Genomic DNA, 22,600 nt, shown 5'->3' with positions numbered 1-22,600 from the left:
GGTAAAGATATTTTCTGTTCCGGGATCAGCAAATCCCATATATACACCATAGATGAACAGAGCGAGAACAACTATCTTCAACACCATCATAAATGTTTGATTTTTAAACAAAAATCCTAATACGGGCATACCGTATATGTCGTTCCTGTCTCTATTTTCCTTGAACTCTACCATCTATTTTTCCTTTAAAATTTAACACTTAAGCCCATAAGTACTGTACGACCAGGATTTACAGTGAGTCCCATGTCACCTATGTTATATACACCATCATCATTTCTATCACCTGTTGCACGTGGCATCATAAAGTATTGTTTATCGAAAGCATTCTCGATTTTTCCATAAAACTCCGTATCAAATCCGTATAGATTCGTATTGTATTTGGTTCTGAAGTTAGTCACAGAATACCCACCAAGTTTAATCGCATTTAACTCATCTGCATATTGACTTGATCGGTACATGAAGTCAGCAGTCAGCATCCAGTTTGGAGTAACTCTATAATTACCTTCAAAGTTAACCGTATGTTTTGACGTTCTTGGTACCGTATTTCCCGATAGATCATAAGTATCTTCGACATAATCATCACCCGTATTTGGATCATTTAAGATCAAGTTGTACTCATCATATCTTCTATATTCTGCATCCAAATAAGCATAACCCAGTTCAAAAGAGAACTCTTTAGACTTATCTGTATTGGCACTTAATTCAAGTCCTCTATTTCTTGCATCTGCAAAGTTACCATACATGATAGGACTCGCTGTATCACCAACATAATTACCACCATTTCTTGTGATCATGTCATCTCTTTCAAGTTGAAAGATAGATATGTCATAGGTTAAGAAACCGTGTTGACCTCTGTATCCGAGTTCATAATTATATGTTTTTTCCGTATCTATATTCGGATTATTTTGATAATCATATCTACCTGATAAAATATCATCAGCATATAGCTGATCGATAGTCGGTACCCTAAAACCTGTTGAAAAACTTGCATAGAAAATAGAGTTTTCTTCCAGCTTATAGGTTGCCCCTGCTCTATATGACATCTCATCAAAATCTTTATCCCAAGTAGCAGGCGTAAGCTTATTGGTATAATCATACTCCATATGATCATATCTTACATTGAAAGTAGTGATCAATTTATCATTTATCTGATATTTAAGTTCCCCATAAAAAGCGTCAATATCCTCATTAAAGTTAGTGTCACTATTGACATCTCCAATAAAGAATTGATTACCTCTTCTATCTGTATAATCTACTCTATATTTAGTATTTTGATCTTCTTCATTTCTGGCGATATCCAGCCCAAGCATATACGCCAGCTTCTCACCATCTTGTCTATATTCAGACTTAAAACCATCTTGAGTCGTCTTTGCATATGCATCATATAGATGATCATCTCTTAAAAGACCACTGTCTATATCTGGGTTATCATATGCCCCATTCTTATTGGTTGTTTTATCTTCATATCTATAGATCTGAGCCATGAAATTTGAATTGTTTGCAAAATCTTTTGAATAGGTTAAAAAATATTTATCAAGATCAATATCGTAATCTGTTGAATACCCTACTTCTCCATAACTTTTTGGATTATATACAATCTGGTTTACCCCATTCACAGTATGTGTAATTGAACCTGTATCATTTTCATATCTTTTAGAGATATCTGCACCAAATGTAATATCACTCGTATCATCAATGTAGTATTGTAATTTACCATTAAATGATTTTGCCCAATAGTCTGATTCATCCCACCATCCATCGCTGGCTTTATAAGAACCTTGAATTTCATAGGCAAAGTTTTCAGTGCTTCCCATATAGTTTGCTATGTATTTTTCGTATCCATCACTACCTGCTTCAGCAAGGACAAAACCTTCATTTACTGCTTTTGGTCTTTTTGTTGTGATGACTATCGCACCTGCTAAAGCATCATTTCCATAAAGGTAAGAAGCACCCCCCTTGATCACTTTAATAGTTTCAATATTATCCATATCGATATTCACAGCTCCTGCTCTTTCCTGTACAGGTACACCATCGATAACAATAGCAACACCAGGCTTTTCACCCATATACATTTCAGCACCAACACCTCTGATATGTATCTTGTTTGAGTCACCCTCATTTTTTCTTACTGTCACACCAGGAACCTTGTTTAACACATCTGCTATATTTTCAGCATGATGATCTGATATTTCTTCACCCGTAAGTGTTACAGTGTTTGAGACTTCAAGTTTTTTCGCATCAAATTTATCATCAATCGTTGAAGATTCAACAGTGATTATCCCTAGATCTTCTGCTGCATGCATTGCAGAAGCCATCGCTAAAACTGCTATCAGCGAGTATTTTATCTTTTTCATTTCACTCATTTATAAGTCTTTCCTATCCAAAATTTTAACTATTCTGACTAAGTTGTGTTAATTTTGTGTTAATTATATGTTAATCATTTAAATAATATATAAATATGTGATTTTCTATCTCACGATTCATTATATAGCATTACACAACGATATTCGCGTAATCTCTTCTAATCTACTTTTAGCTATAATCACAACACTATATATAACAAGGGTCTAGCTATTATTATGCATATTTACGACAGTGTACAAAAAACAAAACTTCCTTTTGAACCCATCCGTAAAGGAGAAGTAAGCATTTATGTCTGCGGGCCTACTGTGTATGATGATGCGCATTTAGGGCATGCCCGAAGCAGTCTCTCTTTTGACCTACTCTCCCGTACACTTAAAGCCCTGAACTACAAAGTTACCCTGGGGAAAAACTTTACCGACATTGATGACAAGATCATTAAAAAGGTGGAAGAGACAGGTAAAAGTATGGAAGAGATCACCTCTTTTTACATCGACCGTTATCTTGAAGATATGGCAGCCATCGGCATACAACGTGCTGACATAGAACCAAAAGCCACAGAGTCTCTACAAGCCATAGAGAACATGATACAAACACTCATCGACAAAGACATGGCCTATGTGATCGCTTCCGGTGATGTCTACTTTGACACAAGCAAAGATACACACTATGGAGAAATATCACACCAAGTGGGTGAAGATGAGGACAACCAAAGCCGTGTAGCACATACCACAGAGAAGAGAAATCCTAAAGACTTCGCACTCTGGAAAGCATGTAAAGGCAATGAAGACATCTGTTTTGATGCGCCCTTCTCTTCAGGCCGTCCGGGCTGGCACATAGAATGTTCTGCGATGATAGAAAAACACTTTGCCCATGAACATGGTACAGAGGAATACAGTATAGACATTCATGGTGGTGGAGCTGACCTTCTTTTCCCTCACCATGAGAATGAAGCAGCCCAAAGCCGCTGTGCCACAGGCCATGAACTTTCAAAGTACTGGATGCATAACGGTTTTGTACAAATAGACGGTGAAAAGATGAGTAAATCTTTAGGCAACAGTTTCTTTCTCAAAGATGCACTCAAAGTTTATGACGGAGAAGTCCTACGCTACTACCTCAACTCTGTACACTATAGAAATGATTTCAACTTCTCTGAAGAAGAGTTACTCACTTCCAAAAAAAGACTGGACAAGCTCTACAGACTTAAAAAGCGTGTCACGCCAGGAAAAGCTTCTGCGGTCAATAAAACATTTAAAAAAGCACTGCTTGATGCCATGGCTGATGACCTCAATATCTCCATCGCACTTGCAGTCATAGACGAAATGGTAGCGACAACCAATGATGCCTTTGATACAAACCCAAAAGACAAAGCCCTTAAAAAAGAGACTTTGGCAAACATTGAGTTTATTAATACACTGCTTGGTTTTGGTGGTAAAGAACCTTTCTCTTATTTCCAAATAGGTGTAGATGAAGCCCTTAGATCACAAATAGAGACACTTATTCTTACACGCAGTGAAGCAAAAAAAGAAAAAAACTTCGAACGTTCAGATGCTATACGTGATGAACTGATAGCCTTGGGTATATCTATCATGGATACAGCTGATGGCACACTTTGGGAAAAAGCATAATGAAAGATCTTTTAAAACAGTACCTTCCATATCTTGCAGGCTATAAAAGAGAGTTTTTCTTTGCTATATTAGGGATGATCGCTGTTGCAATCGGTACTGCCGGAACAGCCCAACTCATTAAACCGGTACTTGATGATGTCTTTATTAATAAAGACAAAGAAATGCTCTTGTTAATGCCTTTTTTATTAGTCGGTGTCTTTGCACTTAAGGGAGTTGGAAGATATATACAAACTTACTACACCTCTTACATCGGTCAAGACGTGGTAAGAAAACTTCGTGATGCCCTGGTATCACATATCACTTATCTGGATATGGAATTTTTTAGAAAAACACATTCAGGAGAGATACTTTCTCGTGTAACAAATGATATAGCCCGTATTCAAATGGTTGTTGCCAATATTATTCCTGACCTTATAAGAGAAACAATGATTATCATTGCGTTGACAGGGTATGTTATTTATCAAAACTCTACACTTGCATTATATTTTTTGATCATTATGCCATTAGCGATATTTCCTCTCACCAAACTTGCTAAGAAAATGCGTAAATATTCTAAACTGTCTCAGGAAAGTACTGCTCACATGACGACAAGACTGGATGAAATACTCTCTAACATTGAAGTCATTAAATCCCACTCGTCTCAACCCTATGAACAGAAACGTTTTGCAAAAGACAATCAAAGTGTCTTTAGATTTATTATGAAACAGGTAAGAACCAATGCCCTTACCTCACCCGTTATGGAAATACTTGGTGCTGTGGCAATAGGTATTGTTATATACATCGGAGGGAAAGAGGTTATAGATGGACATATGACCGTAGGATCATTTTTTGCTTTTGCTACGGCACTCTTCATGCTCTATGATCCTATAAAACGTCTTTCATCTCTTTACAATAAAGCACAAGATGCCATAACTGCCAATACACGTATGCATGAACTGCTTGATACTAAACCTGACATTACTTCAGGAAACAAAGAACTGACAGAGACCATTGAAACGATCTCTTTAGAAAATGTTTCACTTAATTACGATCATACACCTGCATTAAAGCACATCAGCCTTCAAGCAAAAAAGGGAGATACAATTGCATTGGTGGGTGACAGTGGTGCGGGTAAAAGCTCCTTGGTCAATCTGCTAGTACGTTTTTACGATCCTTCTTCAGGAAAGATCCTTATCAACAACACTGACAACAAAGAGTTTACACTTACCTCTTTACATCAAAAAATATCTTATGTCACACAGCGTATCTACATCTTCAATGACACTATTGCCAGCAATGTTGCCTATGGAGAAAAGATAGATGAAAAACGTGTTGTGGAGGCTCTGGAAAAAGCCTATGCTATGGAGTTTATCAACAAACTCGATGATGGGATCCATACACTTTTATCTGAGAGTGGAGACAACCTCTCTGGAGGGCAAAGACAACGTATAGCTTTAGCACGTGCTCTCTATAAAAATCCTGATATTCTCATCCTGGATGAAGCCACTTCTGCACTGGACAATAAAAGTGAAGCTCTCATACAAAAAGCATTACAGGAACTCAAATCAGAAATGATCACCTTCACCGTAGCACACAGGTTAAGTACCATAGAAGACGCTGACACTATCCTTGTATTTCATGATGGAGAAATTATCTGTAGAGGTTCTCATAATACTCTGCTTCAAAAATGTGAGACTTATCGGAAATTGGCCAAAGACTCTACGGTATAAGACAATTTTAATATAACGCAAGATATCATACTATATAATATTATATATCTTGAAGGGCTTATTGTGGCTAAGATTATTTTAATTTTACTTTTTACTTTAAGCTTCCTCTTTTCTCAAGATGATGAAAAATTTCCTTTTGTTGGCGTTGGAGTATCAGCACAAACAGTAGACATTAATAACCAAAACAACACAGAAAACACAATCTCTCTACACTATGGAAGACAAACCTTAAACTGGCGTACTTACTTTTCCTATGAATTTAAAAGTAGTGACTACCAAAGTCTGTCTGTAGAAATTGATAAGATACTCCTTGATGAACTTTTTGGTACACCGAAATTAAGACCTTATCTTGGATTGTCTGGTGGGATACTCAAATACAAAGATGATTCACTAGAAGATACCGACGGGTTCTATTATGGTGGTAATAGTGGTTTCATTATCTATCTAACAGATACTATAGATCTAGATTTGAGCTATCACTATAATATTGTTCAAGAGATAAAGACTGTTGACTCTATACAAGGGGCTACCTTTTCATTACACTATTTTTATTGATACTTAGCTATAATGTCCATAATTTACTATGGAGTCTCTTTTGCCACTTTTTTCTTACCAAAACCTCAAAAAAATACTTTTTAAACTTGACCCTGAAACAGCACACAGTGTTGCCGGTCTTGGACTCAGAACCATTGCACACTGCCCTACACTTTTGCGTTTCGTTAAAAACCAGAACTTTGTGACTCACCCAATGCTGCAACAGGAGATCTTTGGACGTACTTTTCAAAACCCTGTAGGTTTAGGTGCAGGATTTGACAAAAATGGTCAGTACATCACAGCCATGCCCACTATGGGTTTCGGATTTACAGAAATTGGTACAGTCACGCCACTTCCACAAGATGGTAATGTCAAACCGAGACTCTTCAGACTCATAGAAGACAACTCTATACAAAATGCCATGGGCTTTAACAACAAAGGCAGCCACTATATGCTGCAACGTCTTAAAAAACTCTACTTTTTTGACTACCCTATGGGTATCAACATCGGTAAAAACAAACTAACATCCGAAGAAGATGCATTAAATGACTATGAAACACTTTTTAAAGCATTTAAAGATTATGGCGATTACATTGTGATCAATATCTCGTCTCCAAATACACCGGGACTGAGAGATCTACAGAATGAGTCATTTATCAATGCTATCTTTGCTATGGCAAAAGAGATCACTACACAGCCCGTGCTACTTAAGATCGCTCCAGATATGGAACCTGAAGATGCTATTATCCTTTGTAAGACAGCTGTAGAAGCCGGTGCGGCAGGTATCATCGCTACAAATACCACTATAGACTACTCTTTAACAGACCATGCCAAAGATTTCGGTGGTATCTCAGGTGCACTGTTGACAGAAAAATCTTACCAACTCTTTAAAGCCATAGGTAAAGAGCTCTATGGTAAAACCCTGCTCATCTCTGTAGGAGGTATAGACTCTGCAGAAGAAGCCTATAGACGTATCAAAGCCGGAGCCTCTTTAGTCCAGGTTTACAGTATGCTTGTATACAGAGGTCCCGCTTTGATTAAAGAGATCAATGAAGGTTTAATTAAACTCTTACAAAAAGATGGTTATAAACATATCAGCGAAGCCATCGGAGCAGATTACAAATGAGCCTAAAAAGCCTCAAACTATTTAAAACTACACTTATCGGACTTATGATCACAACAGGAGTATCAATGGCCAATTCATTGCCAGAACATTTTACAAAAACATTAGACAACGGTATGCAGATCGTTGTCATCCCTATGGATAACGATTCAGGTGTCATTACTACAGATATTTACTACAAAGTCGGAAGCAGAAACGAAGTACTGGGTAAGAGTGGTATGGCCCATATGCTTGAGCATCTTTCTTTCAAGTCTACAGATAAACTCAAAGAGGGTGAATTTGATACAATCGTTAAAAGCCGTGGTGGAGTAAATAATGCAGCCACCGGTTTTGATAAAACACACTATTACATTAAAACAGCAAGCAAGAATCTTGCACTTAGTCTTGATCTCTTTTCTGAACTCATGCATAATCTAAAATTGACAGATGAAGAGTTTCAAAAAGAGCGTGATGTTGTTGCAGAAGAAAGACGCCTGAGAACAGACAACAATCCTATGGGTTACCTCTATTTCAGAGTTTTCAATACACACTTTACCTACCATCCTTACCACTGGCTTCCTATAGGTTTCATGGAAGATATTCTTTCATGGAAGATCGAAGACATTAGAGACTTTTATCAACGGTATTATCAACCAAGCAATGCGATTTTAGTGGTTGCAGGTGATATCACACCTGAAGAAGTTTTTGCCGAGTCAGAAAAATATTTCGGGAACATTAAAAATAAACGTGAGATCCCTAAAGTCACTGCTGTCGAACCTAAAGTGGATGGGTCAAAAAGAGCTGTCCTTCATAAAGAGAGCAATCAAGTTGACACGCTGGCTATCACTTATGCTATTCCTAACTATGAGCATGATGATCAGGTAGTACTTTCTGCTATCAGCCACATACTCAGTTCTGGAAAAAGTTCACGTTTTGAAAAAAGACTTGTCAATGAAAAGCAATTGGCAAATCAGGTCTATGGTTACAATATGGAACTTGCAGACCCTGGTGTTTTCCTCATTATGGCAATGTGTTCTCCCAATGCGACTCTGGATACCTTAGAAAAAGAGATACTTGTAGAACTTGAAAAAATAAAAAATGGTGATGTTACCCAAGCTGAACTTGATAAAGTCAAGATCAACACAAAAGCGGAATTCATCTACTCTTTAGAGAGCTCAAGCTCAGTGGCAGGACTCTATGGAGACTACCTTGTCAAAGGAAATATACAGCCTTTACTTGAATATGAAGAGAAATTAGATAAAATTACACTCAAAGATATTAGCGATACAGCTAAAAAATATTTTGATCACAATTTTTCAACTACTGTGATATTGAAAAAAAACTAGGATATGAGACATGAGTAACTATATTACTGGTGCAACTACTGCACTGATCACACCATTTAAAAATGGTACATTAGATGAAGCAACCTATGCGAATCTCATCAAAAGACAAATTGTACATGGCATAGATGCTGTATGCCCTGTAGGTACTACAGGTGAGAGTGCTACACTGAGTCACGATGAGCACAAAAGATGTATTGAGATAGCTGTTGAAGTCTGTAAAGGTACGGAGACTAAAGTCCTTGCCGGTGCAGGAAGCAATGCAACACATGAAGCCATAGACATTGCCAAGCATGCAGAAGCGTGTGGTGTTGATGCTATATTCTCGGTAAGTCCTTACTACAACAAACCAAGCCCGGAAGGACTTTACCAACACTACACAGCGATCGCTTCTGCAGTTAAAGTGCCTTTTATGCTTTACAATGTACCAGGACGTACAGGTGTAGATGTTTTACCTGATACAGTAAAAAGACTGTATGATGATGTTGAGAACATTATGGGTATCAAAGAAGCGAGTGGATCTATAGAAAGAACGGTTGAACTCCTAGCTAAAGTACCTGATCTGTATGTATTCTCTGGTGATGATGCTATCGATTTTCCTATTTTAGCCAGTGGAGGAAAAGGTATCACGTCTGTGACAGCCAATCTCTTGCCAGATATGAAAGCAGAACTTGCCCATGCAGCACTCAAAGGTGACTTTTTCATGGGTAAAGCTATTAATGATGAACTTTTTGAGATCAACAAAGTGCTTTTCTGTGAAAGTAACCCTATCCCTATCAAAGCTGCGATGTACATAGCGGGTCTTATAGATACAATGGAATTCAGATTACCACTTGTTCCACCAAGTTCTGAAAATATGAAGAATATAGAAAACGTCATGAAAAAATATAAAATCGTAGGAGCGTAATATGTCAGATATGAAAGGTAAAACACTTGTTATCACAGGTGCAACTAAAGGTATCGGTAAAGCCGTAGCAGAGAAATTCGCACAAAATGGCGTAAATATCGCATTTACTTACAACTCTAACAAGGAATCTGCAGATGTCATTGCTGCAGACCTAGAAAGTAAATACGGTATTAAAGCAAAAGCATACCCACTAAACATATTAGAGCTTGATGAATTCAAACCACTGTTTGAAGCGATTGACCAAGACTTTGACAGAGTAGACTTCTTTGTCTCTAACGCTATGATCTACGGCCGTCCTGTAGTAGGCGGTTATGGTAAATTTATGAAACTCAGACCTAAAAAAGGTTTAACGAACATCTATACTGCAACTGTTGGTGCTTTCGTACGTGGTTCACAAGAAGCTGCAGTACGTATGGAAAAAGTAGGCGGTGGTGCCATCGTAACACTTTCTTCAACTGGTAACCTTATCTACATTGAAAACTATGCAGGTCACGGTACAAACAAAGCAGCGGTTGAAGCTATGAGCCGTTATGCTGCTGTTGAACTGGGAGAAATGGGTATTAGAGTAAATGCTGTATCTGGAGGACCTATCGATACAGATGCACTTAAAGCATTTACAAACTATGAGGAAGTAAAAGCTGAAACGATCAAACGTTCAGCCGTAAATAGAATGGGAAGCCCTAGTGACCTTGCCGGTTCTGTCTATTTCCTATGTACAGATGAAGCATCATGGATCACAGGGCAAACTTTAGTGGTCGACGGTGGAACAACATTCCGTTAATGGGATGTCTCTCTTCCCTGCCCTTAAATCACGCGAATGCGTGCCTGTCACTATGAACACCCTTGAAAGCGCAGCGATTTGAGAATAGTGACGATTTTTTTGCTTCGTTTTTTTCTAAAAAAAATGAAGGGGAAACAATACCTCAATGCAAAAATGAGGAAATATAAGGAGTAAAACGATGAATAAAGCACAAATATTTAATATCCCAAATATCTTAGCATTTATCCGTCTTCTCCTTGCCCCAGTAATGTTCCTTTTCCTGGTAAACCAGGATGCATCCATTTTTGAGGGTATCCACCCATCATGGCTCAACTACTTTGCAGCCTTTATCTTTGTTGTGGCTTCAGCTACAGACTTTTTTGACGGCTACATCGCACGTACCTTTAACCAGATCACAACGCTTGGAAAAATCCTTGATCCACTGGCAGACAAAATGCTTACTCTGGCAGGATTTTTAGGCTTAATGATGCTTGGAACTGCTTCTCCATGGGCTATCTTTCTTATTATTACACGAGAACTTTTCATTACAGGCTTGAGAGTCTCAGCAGTAAGCCAAGGTCTTGACATCGCAGCATCATGGATGGGTAAAGTCAAAACAGTCGTACAAATGATAGCCATAGGTTTTTTACTGATGCAATGGCCTGGTGGAGAATTACTCCTATGGATAGCTGTTGCACTTACACTCTACTCTGGATATGAATATGTCAGAGATTTCTTTAAAAATGCCCCTCAACACTAAATTGATTAAAAATTAATCACACTGTCGTTTATTTTCTGTTAACTACATGTTACACTTCATTATCCAAAATATAAAACAAGGAAAAAACATGAAGTTTACAAAATTAAGTTTAGTTGCAGCATTAGCTGTAAGTACGGCATTCGCAGGTGGAGACATTGAACCAGTAGCACCAGTAGCAGAGCCAATAGTTGAAGAGTCGGCATTAGAGATAAGTGCAAACCTTGCAATTACAAGTAACTATGTATGGAGAGGTTGGACTCAAACTTCTAACTCACCGGCAGTTCAAGGTGGTATTGATCTAGGATATAAAGGTTTTTACCTAGGTACTTGGCTTTCAAATGTAAGTTGGACATCTGATGATTCAAGTTCTCTTGAAGCAGATTTCTATGCAGGATATGCAGGTGAAATCGGTAAATTCGGATATGATATAGGTTATGCATATTACTCTTACCCAAATGTTTCAGATGACTATAACTTTGATGAAGCATACGTTGGTGTAAGTTATGACTTTGACGTAGTTGCAGTTAACGCCAAATATTACTTTGGTCTAGATACTGAAATTGATGGTACTGATTATTGGGACGTAGGATTTACAGCTGGGTTGCCAATGGACGTTACTCTTGCAGCAACTTACGGTGATTATGATGATTTTGGTACAAACTACATTGTTTCACTTGCAAAAACATTTGGTAAGTTTGAAGTTAGCGTAGCTTATACTGACTATGAAGATGACACATTTTCAGCACTAGATGAAGATCACATTGTTGGAACGATTAGTACAAGCTTTTAATCTGCACTCTATTCATTGATACTCTCCCAAATTTTGAATACACCACTCTCCTTTTGGAGAGTGTTTGGGAATCTCCATCTTTTCTAAATATACTACTTTTAATTCTTAACAATATACATTAAAATATAATTGTTTCATAGATAAATCTTTCAGCAATTTTTATATCAATATAAAAATACACATAATGACATAAGAGTATTAGTTCAATGAAAATTTTCTGTATTGGCTTGAAATTAATAATATGGTCTAAGAGATATACTTTCTCCATCCACCATATGAAGTGATCTCTTCAGCATCCTTGACTGCATCACTTTCACATAAAAAACCATACACAGAACTTCCATCTTCTAAAATAACCGTACCAATGCATAAAGGTTCAGCGATCTGGATCATAAAGGTACCAAAGTTCTCCAGAGGCATTGACCATACTTCAAGTTCCAATGCTGTTCCATTTTCACTGACACGTACCATACCTGGACGTGGTGGTGTCTTGTCAGGAACATTGTAGAGACGGTAACTTTTGTCCGTTGTCGTTGCTTTAACAAAAGTCGCATCCAGTTCAGTCAACTGATAATTAAGAGGCAAACCTCTCAAATGTGCACCGCAAACAGCAATTTCGATCGTTTTATTTTCCATGGGAAGCCTTTTGTATATAAGATTCACCTAATTGCATAAGCTTTCGGTCTTCAAATGCATCTGCAAAGAGAGTGACACCAAACGGTAGACCATTCTCTCTAAAGCCTGCGGGAACTGCATACGCAGAAAAGTCAAGAAGGTTCATGAAGTTGGTGTAGTACCCTAGATTTGTATTGAGTTGGATTGGATCTGCATTCACCTCTTCTATTGTATATATTGTGCCTGTTGTCGGTGTTAATGCGAAATCAACTTCATCCATTAGCATCTCTGCCTGGCGTTTAAAGGCCTTAAGCTTATACTCGGCATTGAAGTAATCTTCTGCACTTTTACTTTTCCCAGATTCAATGATCGTACGTGTCACGTCAATAAAACTTTCGGGTTTATTCTCTATCATCTCTTTAACAGCTACATAGCGTTCAGTGACCCAGGGTCCATGATAGAGTAAATTTGCTGCATCAAGCATAGGTGAAAAATCCATTTCAATGGCTGTTCCTCCCATGGCTTCAAATGTTTTCACTGCTTCGAAATAGAGTGCTTCTGCTTCAGAGTCACCAAAAAATTTCAACTGATCGGCCTGGGGCACTGCAAATTGGAAACTTGAAGCAATACCCTTCTGTATGACAGGCATTTGCCGACTATAAGGATCTTCTGTATCAAAAGAAGCTGCTACATCAAATATTTGCTGTGCATCTTCCGTTATTTTTGCAAATATGGAGACACAATCCAAGCTACGACATGCAGGTACCACACCTGAGGTACTGAGTACACCTTTTGACGGTTTTAATCCAACAAGATTGTTAAATGCGGCCGGTACACGGCCTGATCCTGCAGTATCTGTACCCAATGAAAAAACAGCCATTTCCAATGCTACACAGATGGCAGATCCTGAGCTGGAACCACCTGAGATATATTCAGGGTCGATACTGTTTTGGCACGCTCCATAAGGTGAACGTGTCCCCACAAGCCCTGTTGCAAACTGATCAAGATTGGTCTTTCCTACAGGGATTGCTCCTGCTTCTATCAAACAGTGCACTACATAAGCTGATTCTTCAGGGATATAACTGTAGTCAGGACATGCAGCAGTCGTCGGTATCCCCTTAAGATCAATATTATCCTTAATAGCAAAAGGGATACCATACAGAGGAAGAGACTCTGGTTCACAAGACTCCAGTCGCTCCAAATAAGGTTCAAGTTCACGTTCACTCAGTGTATAGATCCAAATAGGATTCTCTTTGTGCACTTCAATACGTTCTTTTATCTGTGACATCAATGCTCTTGGTGTTAGTGTATTATTACTATATGATTTTTTTAAATTTTCAATATTCATCTGTTTTCCTTTATTCAATTGTTGTAACTGGTATGTCATCATCTTTAGTACGAATGGCCTCTATAAAAGCTGCAGCTACAATCAATGCACCACCCATATATTCAATAGGAAACATCGTTTCCCCAGTAATCAATGTTGCAGAGACAACCGCAGTGATCAATTCCAAAATAATGATGATCGAAGAGCGTCCTGCTTCCATATGGGTCACACTCCATTGTGAACCGATGTTGGCTACAAGAAGCCAAAGCAAAGCATAACTTACAAGCATCAACCATGTATTTCCATTCACATCCTGAGGGAACTGTTCAACACCACCCATTAACAATATACCTGCGAGACTGAAACAGCCTAAAAACATTACACCTAGCTTCGCAGCTACTGGTACAGACTGAGATGCCCGAAAAAGGATATTATTCATGGCAAAAAAGAACCCTGAAGCCAAAGCGATCAGGTCGATCCATGATGGTGGAGCATTCAACACTTCAAAACCGCCGAGGATGAGAAAAGCACCGCTGATCGCCAAAAACACCCCCATATAACGCCAACGGTCAATATCCTCTTTTAGAAATATACGTCCTCCCGCAACTCCCCATACTGGAAGTAAATAAAAGAGCACCATGACACGAATCACTTCACCATTGATCAGTGCATAGGTAAATGCCAGATTTGCACCGCCGCCAAAAATTGCGATAAGCAGCATCACCTTTTTGTGTTCTTTCCATATAATAAACTGTTTGAGAAGCAAAGGGCTCAAGGTCAAAGCAAGTATCCCGTAGACAACAAATATGAGTGAAATACCATCAATGCCCATAGTATTGATACTTTTGAGAGGCAGCCATGACAATCCCCAAAGTACTGAGGCTCCAAGTAAAACAATAACAGGTAAATGTTCTCTCATGCTAAAACCTTTCTTTGTAGGTAATTATCATAATGGGTACGCTCCGTTTCCGCCATCCAACAGTTGATCTCCCAAAGGTCTGCAACTGGAACATTGGTAAATGGAAGCGTATGCAGATACCCATCAGGGCCAAACTCCGGTGTCATTGTCGTGATCTGCATCCCATGCACCTGTTGTGCATCCCATGCGATCTCCCAACACTCTTGATGAGAAGCTAAAGCCTCTTTATATTCAGGTGCCGCAGGGTGTGGCACTTGTGCACCTTGAGCATAACCAACACGTGCATGAAAATGATGAACATGAGGTGCAACTGCTCTGATCGTATCAAGCTCTGTATCCATAAGACGTTCAGTTACCACACACCAGTGGCTGATGTCTAGAGTCAACTTCATCTGCGGCAGTGCTTCAACCATTCGTCTTGTAACCCATGGTGTGAAAAGTGACCTGCTTCGATGTGTTTCAAAAGAGATCTCTATCTTGTATTTTTTGGCGATATCCATGGCTCTTTTGAAAAAGGCCATACTATCCTCTTCACTCCAGGCATCACATCCACCCATACAGGTCATAAAACGAGGGTTCAACTCCAGAGAGTTTTTAATACCCTCTTCCACATCATTAATATGTTTTTGCAAACTGTCATGACGTGCAGGAACAAAACCACCTCCTGTGACGATCTCAGCGATAAAAAGAAGATCATATTTTTCCAGACAAGTCTTCCAATGGTTTCGTTCATCTTCGTCTAGGGGTGATCTGCCTTCAATTCCGTCAAACCCAGCTTCTTTAGCTTCTTTACATGCAGTTTCAAAGTCACCTTCAAAACCCCACATTGTCTTAAAAATTTCTAATTTCATCGCTATTTACTTTTGAATCGGTTCAAGGACAAAAAGCATTTTACCCGCTGAAATATTTTCACCCTCGCTGCAAAGCACCTGAGTAATCTTTCCATGTTCAGGGGCTTCAATATCGACTTCCATCTTCATAGCTTCTGCAATAGCCAGCACTTCCCCTTCTTCAACGACATCACCCAGTTTGGCAAGTACTTTCCAAAGACTTCCCTGTACCGGTGACTCTACCACTTCGCTGTTTTCATCGACTTGTATCTCCTCCATACTCTGCTCTTCAATATCAGTACTTTCTGTGCTAAAGTTGGCAAGCCCCGTACGTTCCCACATCTGACGCTCTTCTTCAAATGCATCTTGCTGAGTCTTTTTAAAGGTCTCAATTGACGCTTCATTGCTCTGAAGGAACCCTTTGTACTCTTTAAGGCTGAATGTCGTCTCCTCTACCTTTAATTCAACACGTCCACGTGGAAACTCTTCACGCATGTGATGGAGTTCATCGGCACTTACTTCATAAAATTTGATCTGATCAAAGAAACGTAAAAGCCATGGTTTTTCATCGATGAAGTTCGCTGTTTGACGGTAACGGTTCCACATTTGTACTGTACGTCCGACAAACTGATATCCACCGGGACCTTCCATACCGTACACACACATATATGCCCCACCAATACCGACAGCATTTTCAGGCGTCCATGTACGTGCAGGATTGTATTTTGTTGTGACCAAACGGTGACGAGGATCAAGTGGAGTAGCCACAGGGGCACCTAAATAAACATCGCCCAGACCCATCACAAGATAGTTCGCATCAAAAACGATCTTTTTTACCTCTTCAATACTCTCAAGACCATTCATACGTCTGATAAATTCAATGTTGCTTGGACACCATGGTGCGTCTGCACGCACTGTTTTCATATATTTATCTATAGCGACACGGGTAGATTCATCATCCCATGAAAGTGGTAAATGTACGATACGTGCAGGGACTTCTATATCATCAATCAGAGGCAGTGTCAGTTCAAGCTCTTTAATACGGTCAATCAAAACATCCCTGTCACACACTTTTGGTTCAAAGTGGATCTGAAGAGAACGAATACCCGGTGTGATATCTGTTACACCTAGGATCGCTGCTTCTTTAAGTGCTTCCATCAACACATGTACACGAAACCGCAGTTCAATATCCAACTGCATCTCACCATATTCGATAAGAATATTACTGTCACCTGACTGACGAATAACGATGGAAGGAAGATTTTCTTCGCCTTCATCCATATAAAGGATCGGAGAACCTATAGGTTTTGGACTTAAAAAAGAGGACTCATCATACGTTTCAAGTCTAGAGATCGCTTGTTCCTGGGCTTGGATCATCTCCTTGGCAGTATCATGTTCAAGGGGAATGAACTTCACTTTATCACCCGCTCTTAATTGCCCCATCTTCCATAATTCAGCATTGACGATCGTTACCGGGCAGACAAATCCTCCCAAACTTGGACCGTCCGGTCCTAAGATAACAGGCATATCTCCTGTAAAATCTACCGCCCCGATAGCATAGGCATTGTCATGGATATTGGAAGGGTGTAGTCCTGCTTCTCCTCCATCTGTTCTTGCCCATTCAGGTTTTGGACCAATAAGACGAATACCTGTACGATTCGAGTTATAATGGATTTCCCATTCCGTCTCAAAGAAAGTCTTGATATCATCATCAGTAAAAAAGTCAGGTGCCCCATGCGGTCCGTAGAGAACACCTATCTCCCAGGTGTTTCCATAGGCTCTATACGGTGTCGCTGCATTTACCGCCACCTCGCTCGCTGTAAGTCCACCTATGTGTAAAACATCTCCGGAGATCAGTGTACGACCTGCATGACCACCAAACTGTCCCAATGTAAACGTTGAACAAGAGCCCAGATATTGTGGAAGATCAAATCCTCCACGAAGTGCTAAATAAGTTCTAAAACCTTCATTATGCACTTTTTTGAGTTTAAGTACTGAACCTGATTTAACCCAAATGGCTTCATTCATGGTGACTGCTTCACCATCTAAAGATGCATCGATCACTGCACCACACAAGGCAATAACACTGTCACAGTTAAAACGAAGTGTCGGGCCAGAAATAGCGATCTCCAAGCCTGATGCTTTTTCATCATTTCCGACAATACTGTTGGCATACCGAAAGCTGAAGTTGTCAATAGGGCCAGATGGTGGCACACCGATATCCCAATACCCTGTACGACCGGGATAGTCTTGAATAGTCGTTTGTGTACCAGGACGTAAAACATCTATACTGTTTGGTTGATACTCAAAAGAGTTAAGGTATTTGGTTGTCTGTTCACCTTTTTTAAAGACATCCGATCGAACGATTTTCCCTAGATATCTCAAATTGGTTTCAATCCCGTCTATATGGGTTTCATCAATCGCTTTCACGATCTTAGCTAATGCCTCTTCCCTGTTGTTCCCTTTAATCACAAGCTTGGCGATCATAGGATCATAAAAAGCAGAGACATCCAACCCTGTTTCAATAAAAGTATCACATCGTATATCATCGGCAAATTGAACATTGGTCAAGACACCTGAACTGGGTTGAAAGTTCTTGGCTGGATCTTCAGCATACACACGTACCTGCACTGAATGCCCCAGAGGTTTATGTTCATACGCATAGAGTGCAGGGTTTTCACCATAAGCCTGACGGATCATCCATTCAACGAGATCTACACCCGTCACCTCTTCGGTAATACCATGTTCTACTTGTAAACGTGTGTTCACTTCCAGAAAATAAAATGCATCTGTAGACGTATCGTAGACAAACTCTACAGTACCAGCAGAAAGATAGGAAACAGATGCTGTCAATTTTCTTGCGGCTGCATAGAGTGCTTCTCTTGTTTCATCTGTAAGACCCGGTGCAGGTGTCTCTTCGATCACTTTTTGGTTACGGCGTTGTACAGAACAGTCTCTGTCTCCTAATGTGGCAACAAACCCTTTTCCGTCTCCAAAGACCTGCACTTCGATGTGACGTGCGGAAGCAACATACTTTTCCAGGAACATACCGCCATCAGAGAAGTTGTTCTCACTTAAACGCTTGACAGATTCATACGCATCACAAAGTTCTGCTTCATCATAACACAGCTGCATACCGATACCACCACCCCCGGCAGTACTTTTTAGCATTATAGGATAGACAATACGTTTAGCCTCCCTCTTCGCCTCTTCCAGATCAGTCAAGATTGAAGAACCCGGGAGAAGCGGTACACTGTTCTCTTCTGCCAGTTGGCGGGCTGTATGTTTAAGCCCAAATTTTTGCATATGTTCTGTACGCGGACCGATAAAAGCAATACCTGCCATTTCACAGGCATTGGCAAAATCTGCATTTTCACTTAAAAAACCATACCCGGGGTGAATGGCTTGTACATCGTTCTGCTTAGCAATATCAAGAATCTTCTTTGCATCAAGATAACTTTCACTGGCAATACCCTGCCCTACATAATAAGATTCATCAGCAAGGCTCACATGTAAAGAGTCCGCATCAGCTGCCGTATAAACCGCCACAGATTTAATACCCATTTTCTTGAGTGTTCGAATCACACGGCAAGCAATCTCACCACGATTTGCAATTAATACTTTAGTAAACATTTTTCATCCTTAGAGTTAAGTATACGGGCCGTCCCGATGTGTTACATTTCATAAGTCGTCTTATAAAATGGAGAAGTTAGGTTATCTCATACCTTATGCAAAATACTTCGGAAAGCAGTTTTTAGACTCAAAATACTTCATGTCATGATTAGGCCAAATATCCGCACCCGTATGAAGAGCAAGCGCTTTAAGTTTACGAATACTCTCAATGGCCATTGCCTCATTATCCTGCCAGCACAGACCCGGAGCGATCTCTTTTTCAAGGTTTTCACTAAGATCAGCCGCATCACCTGCAAGCAGGATCGGTTTTCCTTTAGGCAGTTCAATTAGCATGGACATATGCCCAGCTGTATGCCCCGGTGTTTCAATAGCACGCACACCGGGAGCCAGGTCATACTCCTTATCATAGATCTTCCAATTGATCGGACAGTCAAAATCTTCTGAAAAATAGGCATCATCCGCCAGTGCTTTCGCTGCTTCAAGCTCTTTTTTGTGTACATGTACTTCAGCATGACACATCTCACATATCCCACCTGCATGGTCAAAATGCAAATGTCCGCAAAAAACCACATCTACATCCTCTTTTTGCAATCCAAGCTCAGAGAGTCGATTAGGCAGACGCTGCTCTTCGGTCATTTGAGGTGGGCCAAAAGGAAAACCCTCATGTTCATAGAACACTTTTCGCTTCAGTGGATCAGTTACCTTGTTATAATCACACCCCACATCATATAAAATACGGCCATTGGCTGTCTCAATAAGATAAGCTAATATAGGGGCATCTATGATAACCCCTTTCCCATGTCCACGTGTAGAGAGTGTTTTCTCATAACGATGGGTTCCTGTCAGAATAGGCCAAAACTTTTTCACTTGTGTCATACTATCTCCTTTAATGCGCTGTCAAAAATGAGACACCGTCAACGCCAATAAAATCTTTACCCTTGTGCACATCAGTATTAGCATCATCAGAGTTGATCACACGTTGTACACGGTATGTATGGTAGCTTTTCAACAAATTAGAAAAGACCAGTACCTGTTTCTCATCCTCACCATAAAGCTTTTTATGTAAGTCAGGAAGACGATACCATGGTTGCATCTGCTGATCATGATGTACATTATGATAAGAGAAGTTCAACACCAAAAGATTTAACCATGGATATTTAAGTGAAAGTACATTGGAAAAAGTATTACGTGTTTCAAATGCTCTGTCATACTGCTTTACTTCATCACCACGCTTTTGATCCAACGTCTCATAAAGGTCATAAGTATGCTGGTGCACATCCATAAAACGCATCACTGTTAAAAAAATACCATAAGATATAGGGTACAAAAGCAATACTTTTGGCGAGATCAATGCCAGTGCCGTAAAAAAAGAAATACGCAATACCAGTACAGTAATGATACGTGAACGTAAATGTTTTCTTGATGCTTTTATAAAAGGTAAAATAATGACTAATGCATGCATCATCACCTCTAAGGCAGGAATATAAAAATATTCTAGGACCTGTATCGTCTTTAATATTTTGGGATACTTAAGCAGTTTTTCTCTAAAGTCAAAAGAGACAATATCTGCGCGATCCATATGATGACGTACGTGTTTATGTTTTATTGACTCATAATCGCTGTATGAAGCACCTGTGATCCATAAAAGGATCTCACCAAAAATATGATTGTGACTGCTCTTCTTAAACAAGGAGTCATGTGCACACTCATGAATAAAATACGCAGCAATGACCATACTGTGAGCAAGTAAGATTATCCCTGCTACATTCACCCACACTGTTTCACTCATGAAAGCAGTAAATCCGAGGACATATGCCAAAAGCACATAAGTCCATGCCATCAAGTTTGGTACTAGTGCATCATCAAAACGAAAGAGGCTGCTTATATTTTTCATGATCTTAGTCGTCCCAGATTATCATTTGCACTGGGGTAGGGTTAAATGCATTACAAGGGTTGTTAAGCTGCGGACAGTTTGAGACTAATACCAAGGTATCCATCTCTGCCTTCATATCTACATAAGCACCCGGTTTAGAGATACCATCTACGATAATTAAATATCCGTCCTCTTCAATAGGTACATTCATAAAAAAGTTGATATTATTGGTCAGATCACGAGGGTCCATCTCCAACTCACCGATCTCGTACAGATAGTTATCACGACAGCTGTGCATGTATTTTGTATCATGTGCATAGCGGACCGTGTTACTTTCAGCACTGCAGTGACCTCCCAACGTATCATGGTTACCACAGGTATCTGCAGTAATTTCCATCATCACATTATCATCGGTGGAGATTAGTGTTGTACCGGTTGTCACAAAGATACTTCCCTGTTCTCTCACCGTATCATTAGCCGAGTAACGCTCTTCATGATCATTCGCATTGTAAAATAGTGTATCAACTGCTTGACACCCTTCAAGATCAATGATACGTAGTGTCTGACCTTTTTTTACGACATAACTCCATGGTACACCTGCCGCGACTTTCTCATTATAGATCGCATTTTCTATTGTTTTGCTCATTCTTATCTCCTTAGGCAAAGTAGCGTGCGTTATTGATAAAAGCACGGTGGGATTGTGGGCTAAAGTTCATACAGAGGTCATCTTCTGTTACCGGTTCCGCTTTAAATAATGTCAGTTGCACATCACTTGGATTATATTCACCCTCTTCCATTACATGCGGTGTGTTTGACAGTACCAGAAGTACATTCATCTCTGCACGAAGTTCGATATAACTTCCAGGTTCAGCACGTTGCGATGAAAGTTCAAGTTTACTTCCCTCCTTGACGTCCACTTTTCTAAAGAAGTTGATCGCAGGGATCATGTCTCGTTTACCCATGCCGTATTTACCCAATTCGACGAGAAAGTTTTCACGGTCGCTTTTGAAGTAACGGTTGCGAATATGTTCGAAGTCTCCCTCACCGAAACGCTCTTTTACAATACGGGGGTTGCTGATCCCTGCAATGGCATCAAAAAGACCCTCTGTTGTATCGTCTATGATCGAAAAAAGCACACGGCCCAATTCCGAATAAAGCACTCTTCCTTTACCAAAATAAGCATTATGTTGAAGTTTAACTGTGTCTGCAGAGTTAAAACGTTCTGCCGTGCTATCGGCATTGTAAAACATTGCCGAAAGAGAGCCTAAGCCATCTTTTGTCGTAATACGCAGTTTGTCACCACGCTTGATGATCTTTGACCATCTTCCGCCTCCCGGAAGTACTTCATCAAGAAGAATACATTCGGGTTTTATATTTTTATGTGTTGTTATCATTATTGTTGTTCCTTTACTAATTTATAGATTCTTCTACTTCTTTTAAGACAGATTCCCTTGTATCACCTACAGGTATGTCATACGTGATCAACGCCCCGTACATGTTAGGTGCCTG

At 39.7% G+C, this 22,600-nt stretch carries 19 protein-coding genes; 9 read left to right on the top strand and 10 right to left on the bottom strand.

All coding sequences use genetic code 11. The annotated features are described in order from the left end of the window. Positions 1 to 185 precede the first annotated feature (185 nt). Positions 186 to 2,354, bottom strand: a complete 2,169-nt coding sequence (locus ABYK33_RS05820) for a TonB-dependent receptor (protein WP_373032083.1) — start codon at positions 2,352 to 2,354, stop codon at positions 186 to 188. A 225-nt stretch (positions 2,355 to 2,579) separates the two neighbouring features. Here ABYK33_RS05820 and cysS point away from each other — a divergent pair, with 225 nt between their 5' ends. The 9 genes from cysS to ABYK33_RS05775 all read left to right on the top strand — a co-directional run bounded on the left by cysS (position 2,580) and on the right by ABYK33_RS05775 (position 11,894). Then, positions 2,580 to 3,989: a cysteine--tRNA ligase gene (gene cysS, locus ABYK33_RS05815; RefSeq protein ID WP_373032081.1), complete on the top strand. Its 1,410-nt coding sequence runs from the start codon at positions 2,580 to 2,582 to the stop codon at positions 3,987 to 3,989. After that, positions 3,989 to 5,698: an ABC transporter ATP-binding protein gene (locus ABYK33_RS05810; protein WP_373032080.1), complete on the top strand. Its 1,710-nt coding sequence runs from the start codon at positions 3,989 to 3,991 to the stop codon at positions 5,696 to 5,698. Before cysS ends, ABYK33_RS05810 begins: the two co-directional genes overlap by 1 nt. A gap of 63 nt (positions 5,699 to 5,761) precedes the next feature. Continuing rightward, on the top strand, positions 5,762 to 6,253 hold the full coding sequence (locus ABYK33_RS05805; protein ID WP_373032078.1) for a hypothetical protein: 492 nt from the start codon (positions 5,762 to 5,764) through the stop codon (positions 6,251 to 6,253). 40 nt (positions 6,254 to 6,293) lie between these two features. Then, a complete protein-coding gene (locus ABYK33_RS05800) occupies positions 6,294 to 7,358 on the top strand; it encodes a quinone-dependent dihydroorotate dehydrogenase (protein ID WP_373032077.1) in 1,065 nt (354 codons plus the stop codon). A gap of 65 nt (positions 7,359 to 7,423) precedes the next feature. Beyond that, complete coding sequence (locus ABYK33_RS05795; RefSeq protein ID WP_373032084.1) at positions 7,424 to 8,680, top strand: M16 family metallopeptidase; 1,257 nt, start codon at positions 7,424 to 7,426, stop codon at positions 8,678 to 8,680. Positions 8,681 to 8,690: 10 nt separating this feature from the next. Beyond that, the gene (gene dapA, locus ABYK33_RS05790) at positions 8,691 to 9,584 is read left to right on the top strand and encodes a 4-hydroxy-tetrahydrodipicolinate synthase (protein WP_373032076.1); all 894 of its coding nucleotides are present in this window, start codon (positions 8,691 to 8,693) and stop codon (positions 9,582 to 9,584) included. A gap of 1 nt (position 9,585) precedes the next feature. Beyond that, a complete protein-coding gene (locus ABYK33_RS05785) occupies positions 9,586 to 10,365 on the top strand; it encodes an enoyl-ACP reductase (RefSeq protein WP_373032073.1) in 780 nt (259 codons plus the stop codon). A gap of 178 nt (positions 10,366 to 10,543) precedes the next feature. Further along, the gene (gene pgsA / locus ABYK33_RS05780; RefSeq protein ID WP_373032071.1) at positions 10,544 to 11,104 is read left to right on the top strand and encodes a CDP-diacylglycerol--glycerol-3-phosphate 3-phosphatidyltransferase; all 561 of its coding nucleotides are present in this window, start codon (positions 10,544 to 10,546) and stop codon (positions 11,102 to 11,104) included. Positions 11,105 to 11,192: 88 nt separating this feature from the next. Continuing rightward, positions 11,193 to 11,894: a TorF family putative porin gene (locus ABYK33_RS05775; protein ID WP_373032069.1), complete on the top strand. Its 702-nt coding sequence runs from the start codon at positions 11,193 to 11,195 to the stop codon at positions 11,892 to 11,894. A gap of 246 nt (positions 11,895 to 12,140) precedes the next feature. On the opposite strand, the gene ABYK33_RS05770 is transcribed toward ABYK33_RS05775, so the two are convergent. The 9 genes from ABYK33_RS05770 to ABYK33_RS05730 form a co-directional block, all read right to left on the bottom strand. After that, a complete protein-coding gene (locus tag ABYK33_RS05770) occupies positions 12,141 to 12,530 on the bottom strand; it encodes a hypothetical protein (protein WP_373032068.1) in 390 nt (129 codons plus the stop codon). Further along, the gene (atzF, locus tag ABYK33_RS05765; protein WP_373032067.1) at positions 12,520 to 13,857 is read right to left on the bottom strand and encodes an allophanate hydrolase; all 1,338 of its coding nucleotides are present in this window, start codon (positions 13,855 to 13,857) and stop codon (positions 12,520 to 12,522) included. Before atzF ends, ABYK33_RS05770 begins: the two co-directional genes overlap by 11 nt. 10 nt (positions 13,858 to 13,867) lie before the next feature. Then, positions 13,868 to 14,755 (bottom strand): DMT family transporter, encoded by an 888-nt coding sequence (locus ABYK33_RS05760; RefSeq protein WP_373032066.1) that lies wholly within the window; start codon positions 14,753 to 14,755, stop codon positions 13,868 to 13,870. After that, positions 14,752 to 15,606 (bottom strand): sugar phosphate isomerase/epimerase family protein, encoded by an 855-nt coding sequence (locus ABYK33_RS05755; RefSeq protein WP_373032065.1) that lies wholly within the window; start codon positions 15,604 to 15,606, stop codon positions 14,752 to 14,754. Before ABYK33_RS05755 ends, ABYK33_RS05760 begins: the two co-directional genes overlap by 4 nt. Positions 15,607 to 15,612: 6 nt before the next feature. Then, a complete protein-coding gene (gene uca / locus ABYK33_RS05750; RefSeq protein ID WP_373032064.1) occupies positions 15,613 to 19,218 on the bottom strand; it encodes an urea carboxylase in 3,606 nt (1,201 codons plus the stop codon). 93 nt (positions 19,219 to 19,311) lie between these two features. Further along, entirely contained in the window at positions 19,312 to 20,094 is a 783-nt protein-coding gene (locus ABYK33_RS05745; protein WP_373032062.1) for an N-acyl homoserine lactonase family protein, read from the bottom strand. Between the two features lie 10 nt (positions 20,095 to 20,104). Further along, on the bottom strand, positions 20,105 to 21,112 hold the full coding sequence (locus ABYK33_RS05740; protein WP_373032061.1) for a fatty acid desaturase: 1,008 nt from the start codon (positions 21,110 to 21,112) through the stop codon (positions 20,105 to 20,107). A 4-nt stretch (positions 21,113 to 21,116) separates the two neighbouring features. After that, positions 21,117 to 21,737, bottom strand: a complete 621-nt coding sequence (locus ABYK33_RS05735; RefSeq protein ID WP_373032059.1) for an urea amidolyase associated protein UAAP2 — start codon at positions 21,735 to 21,737, stop codon at positions 21,117 to 21,119. A 10-nt stretch (positions 21,738 to 21,747) separates the two neighbouring features. Further along, positions 21,748 to 22,485: an urea amidolyase associated protein UAAP1 gene (locus ABYK33_RS05730; protein WP_373032058.1), complete on the bottom strand. Its 738-nt coding sequence runs from the start codon at positions 22,483 to 22,485 to the stop codon at positions 21,748 to 21,750. Positions 22,486 to 22,600 lie beyond the last annotated feature (115 nt).

This window comes from Sulfurovum sp., from assembly GCF_041562805.1.
Lineage (GTDB): Bacteria > Campylobacterota > Campylobacteria > Campylobacterales > Sulfurovaceae > Sulfurovum.
This window is presented reverse-complemented; position numbering and strand designations above follow the sequence as displayed.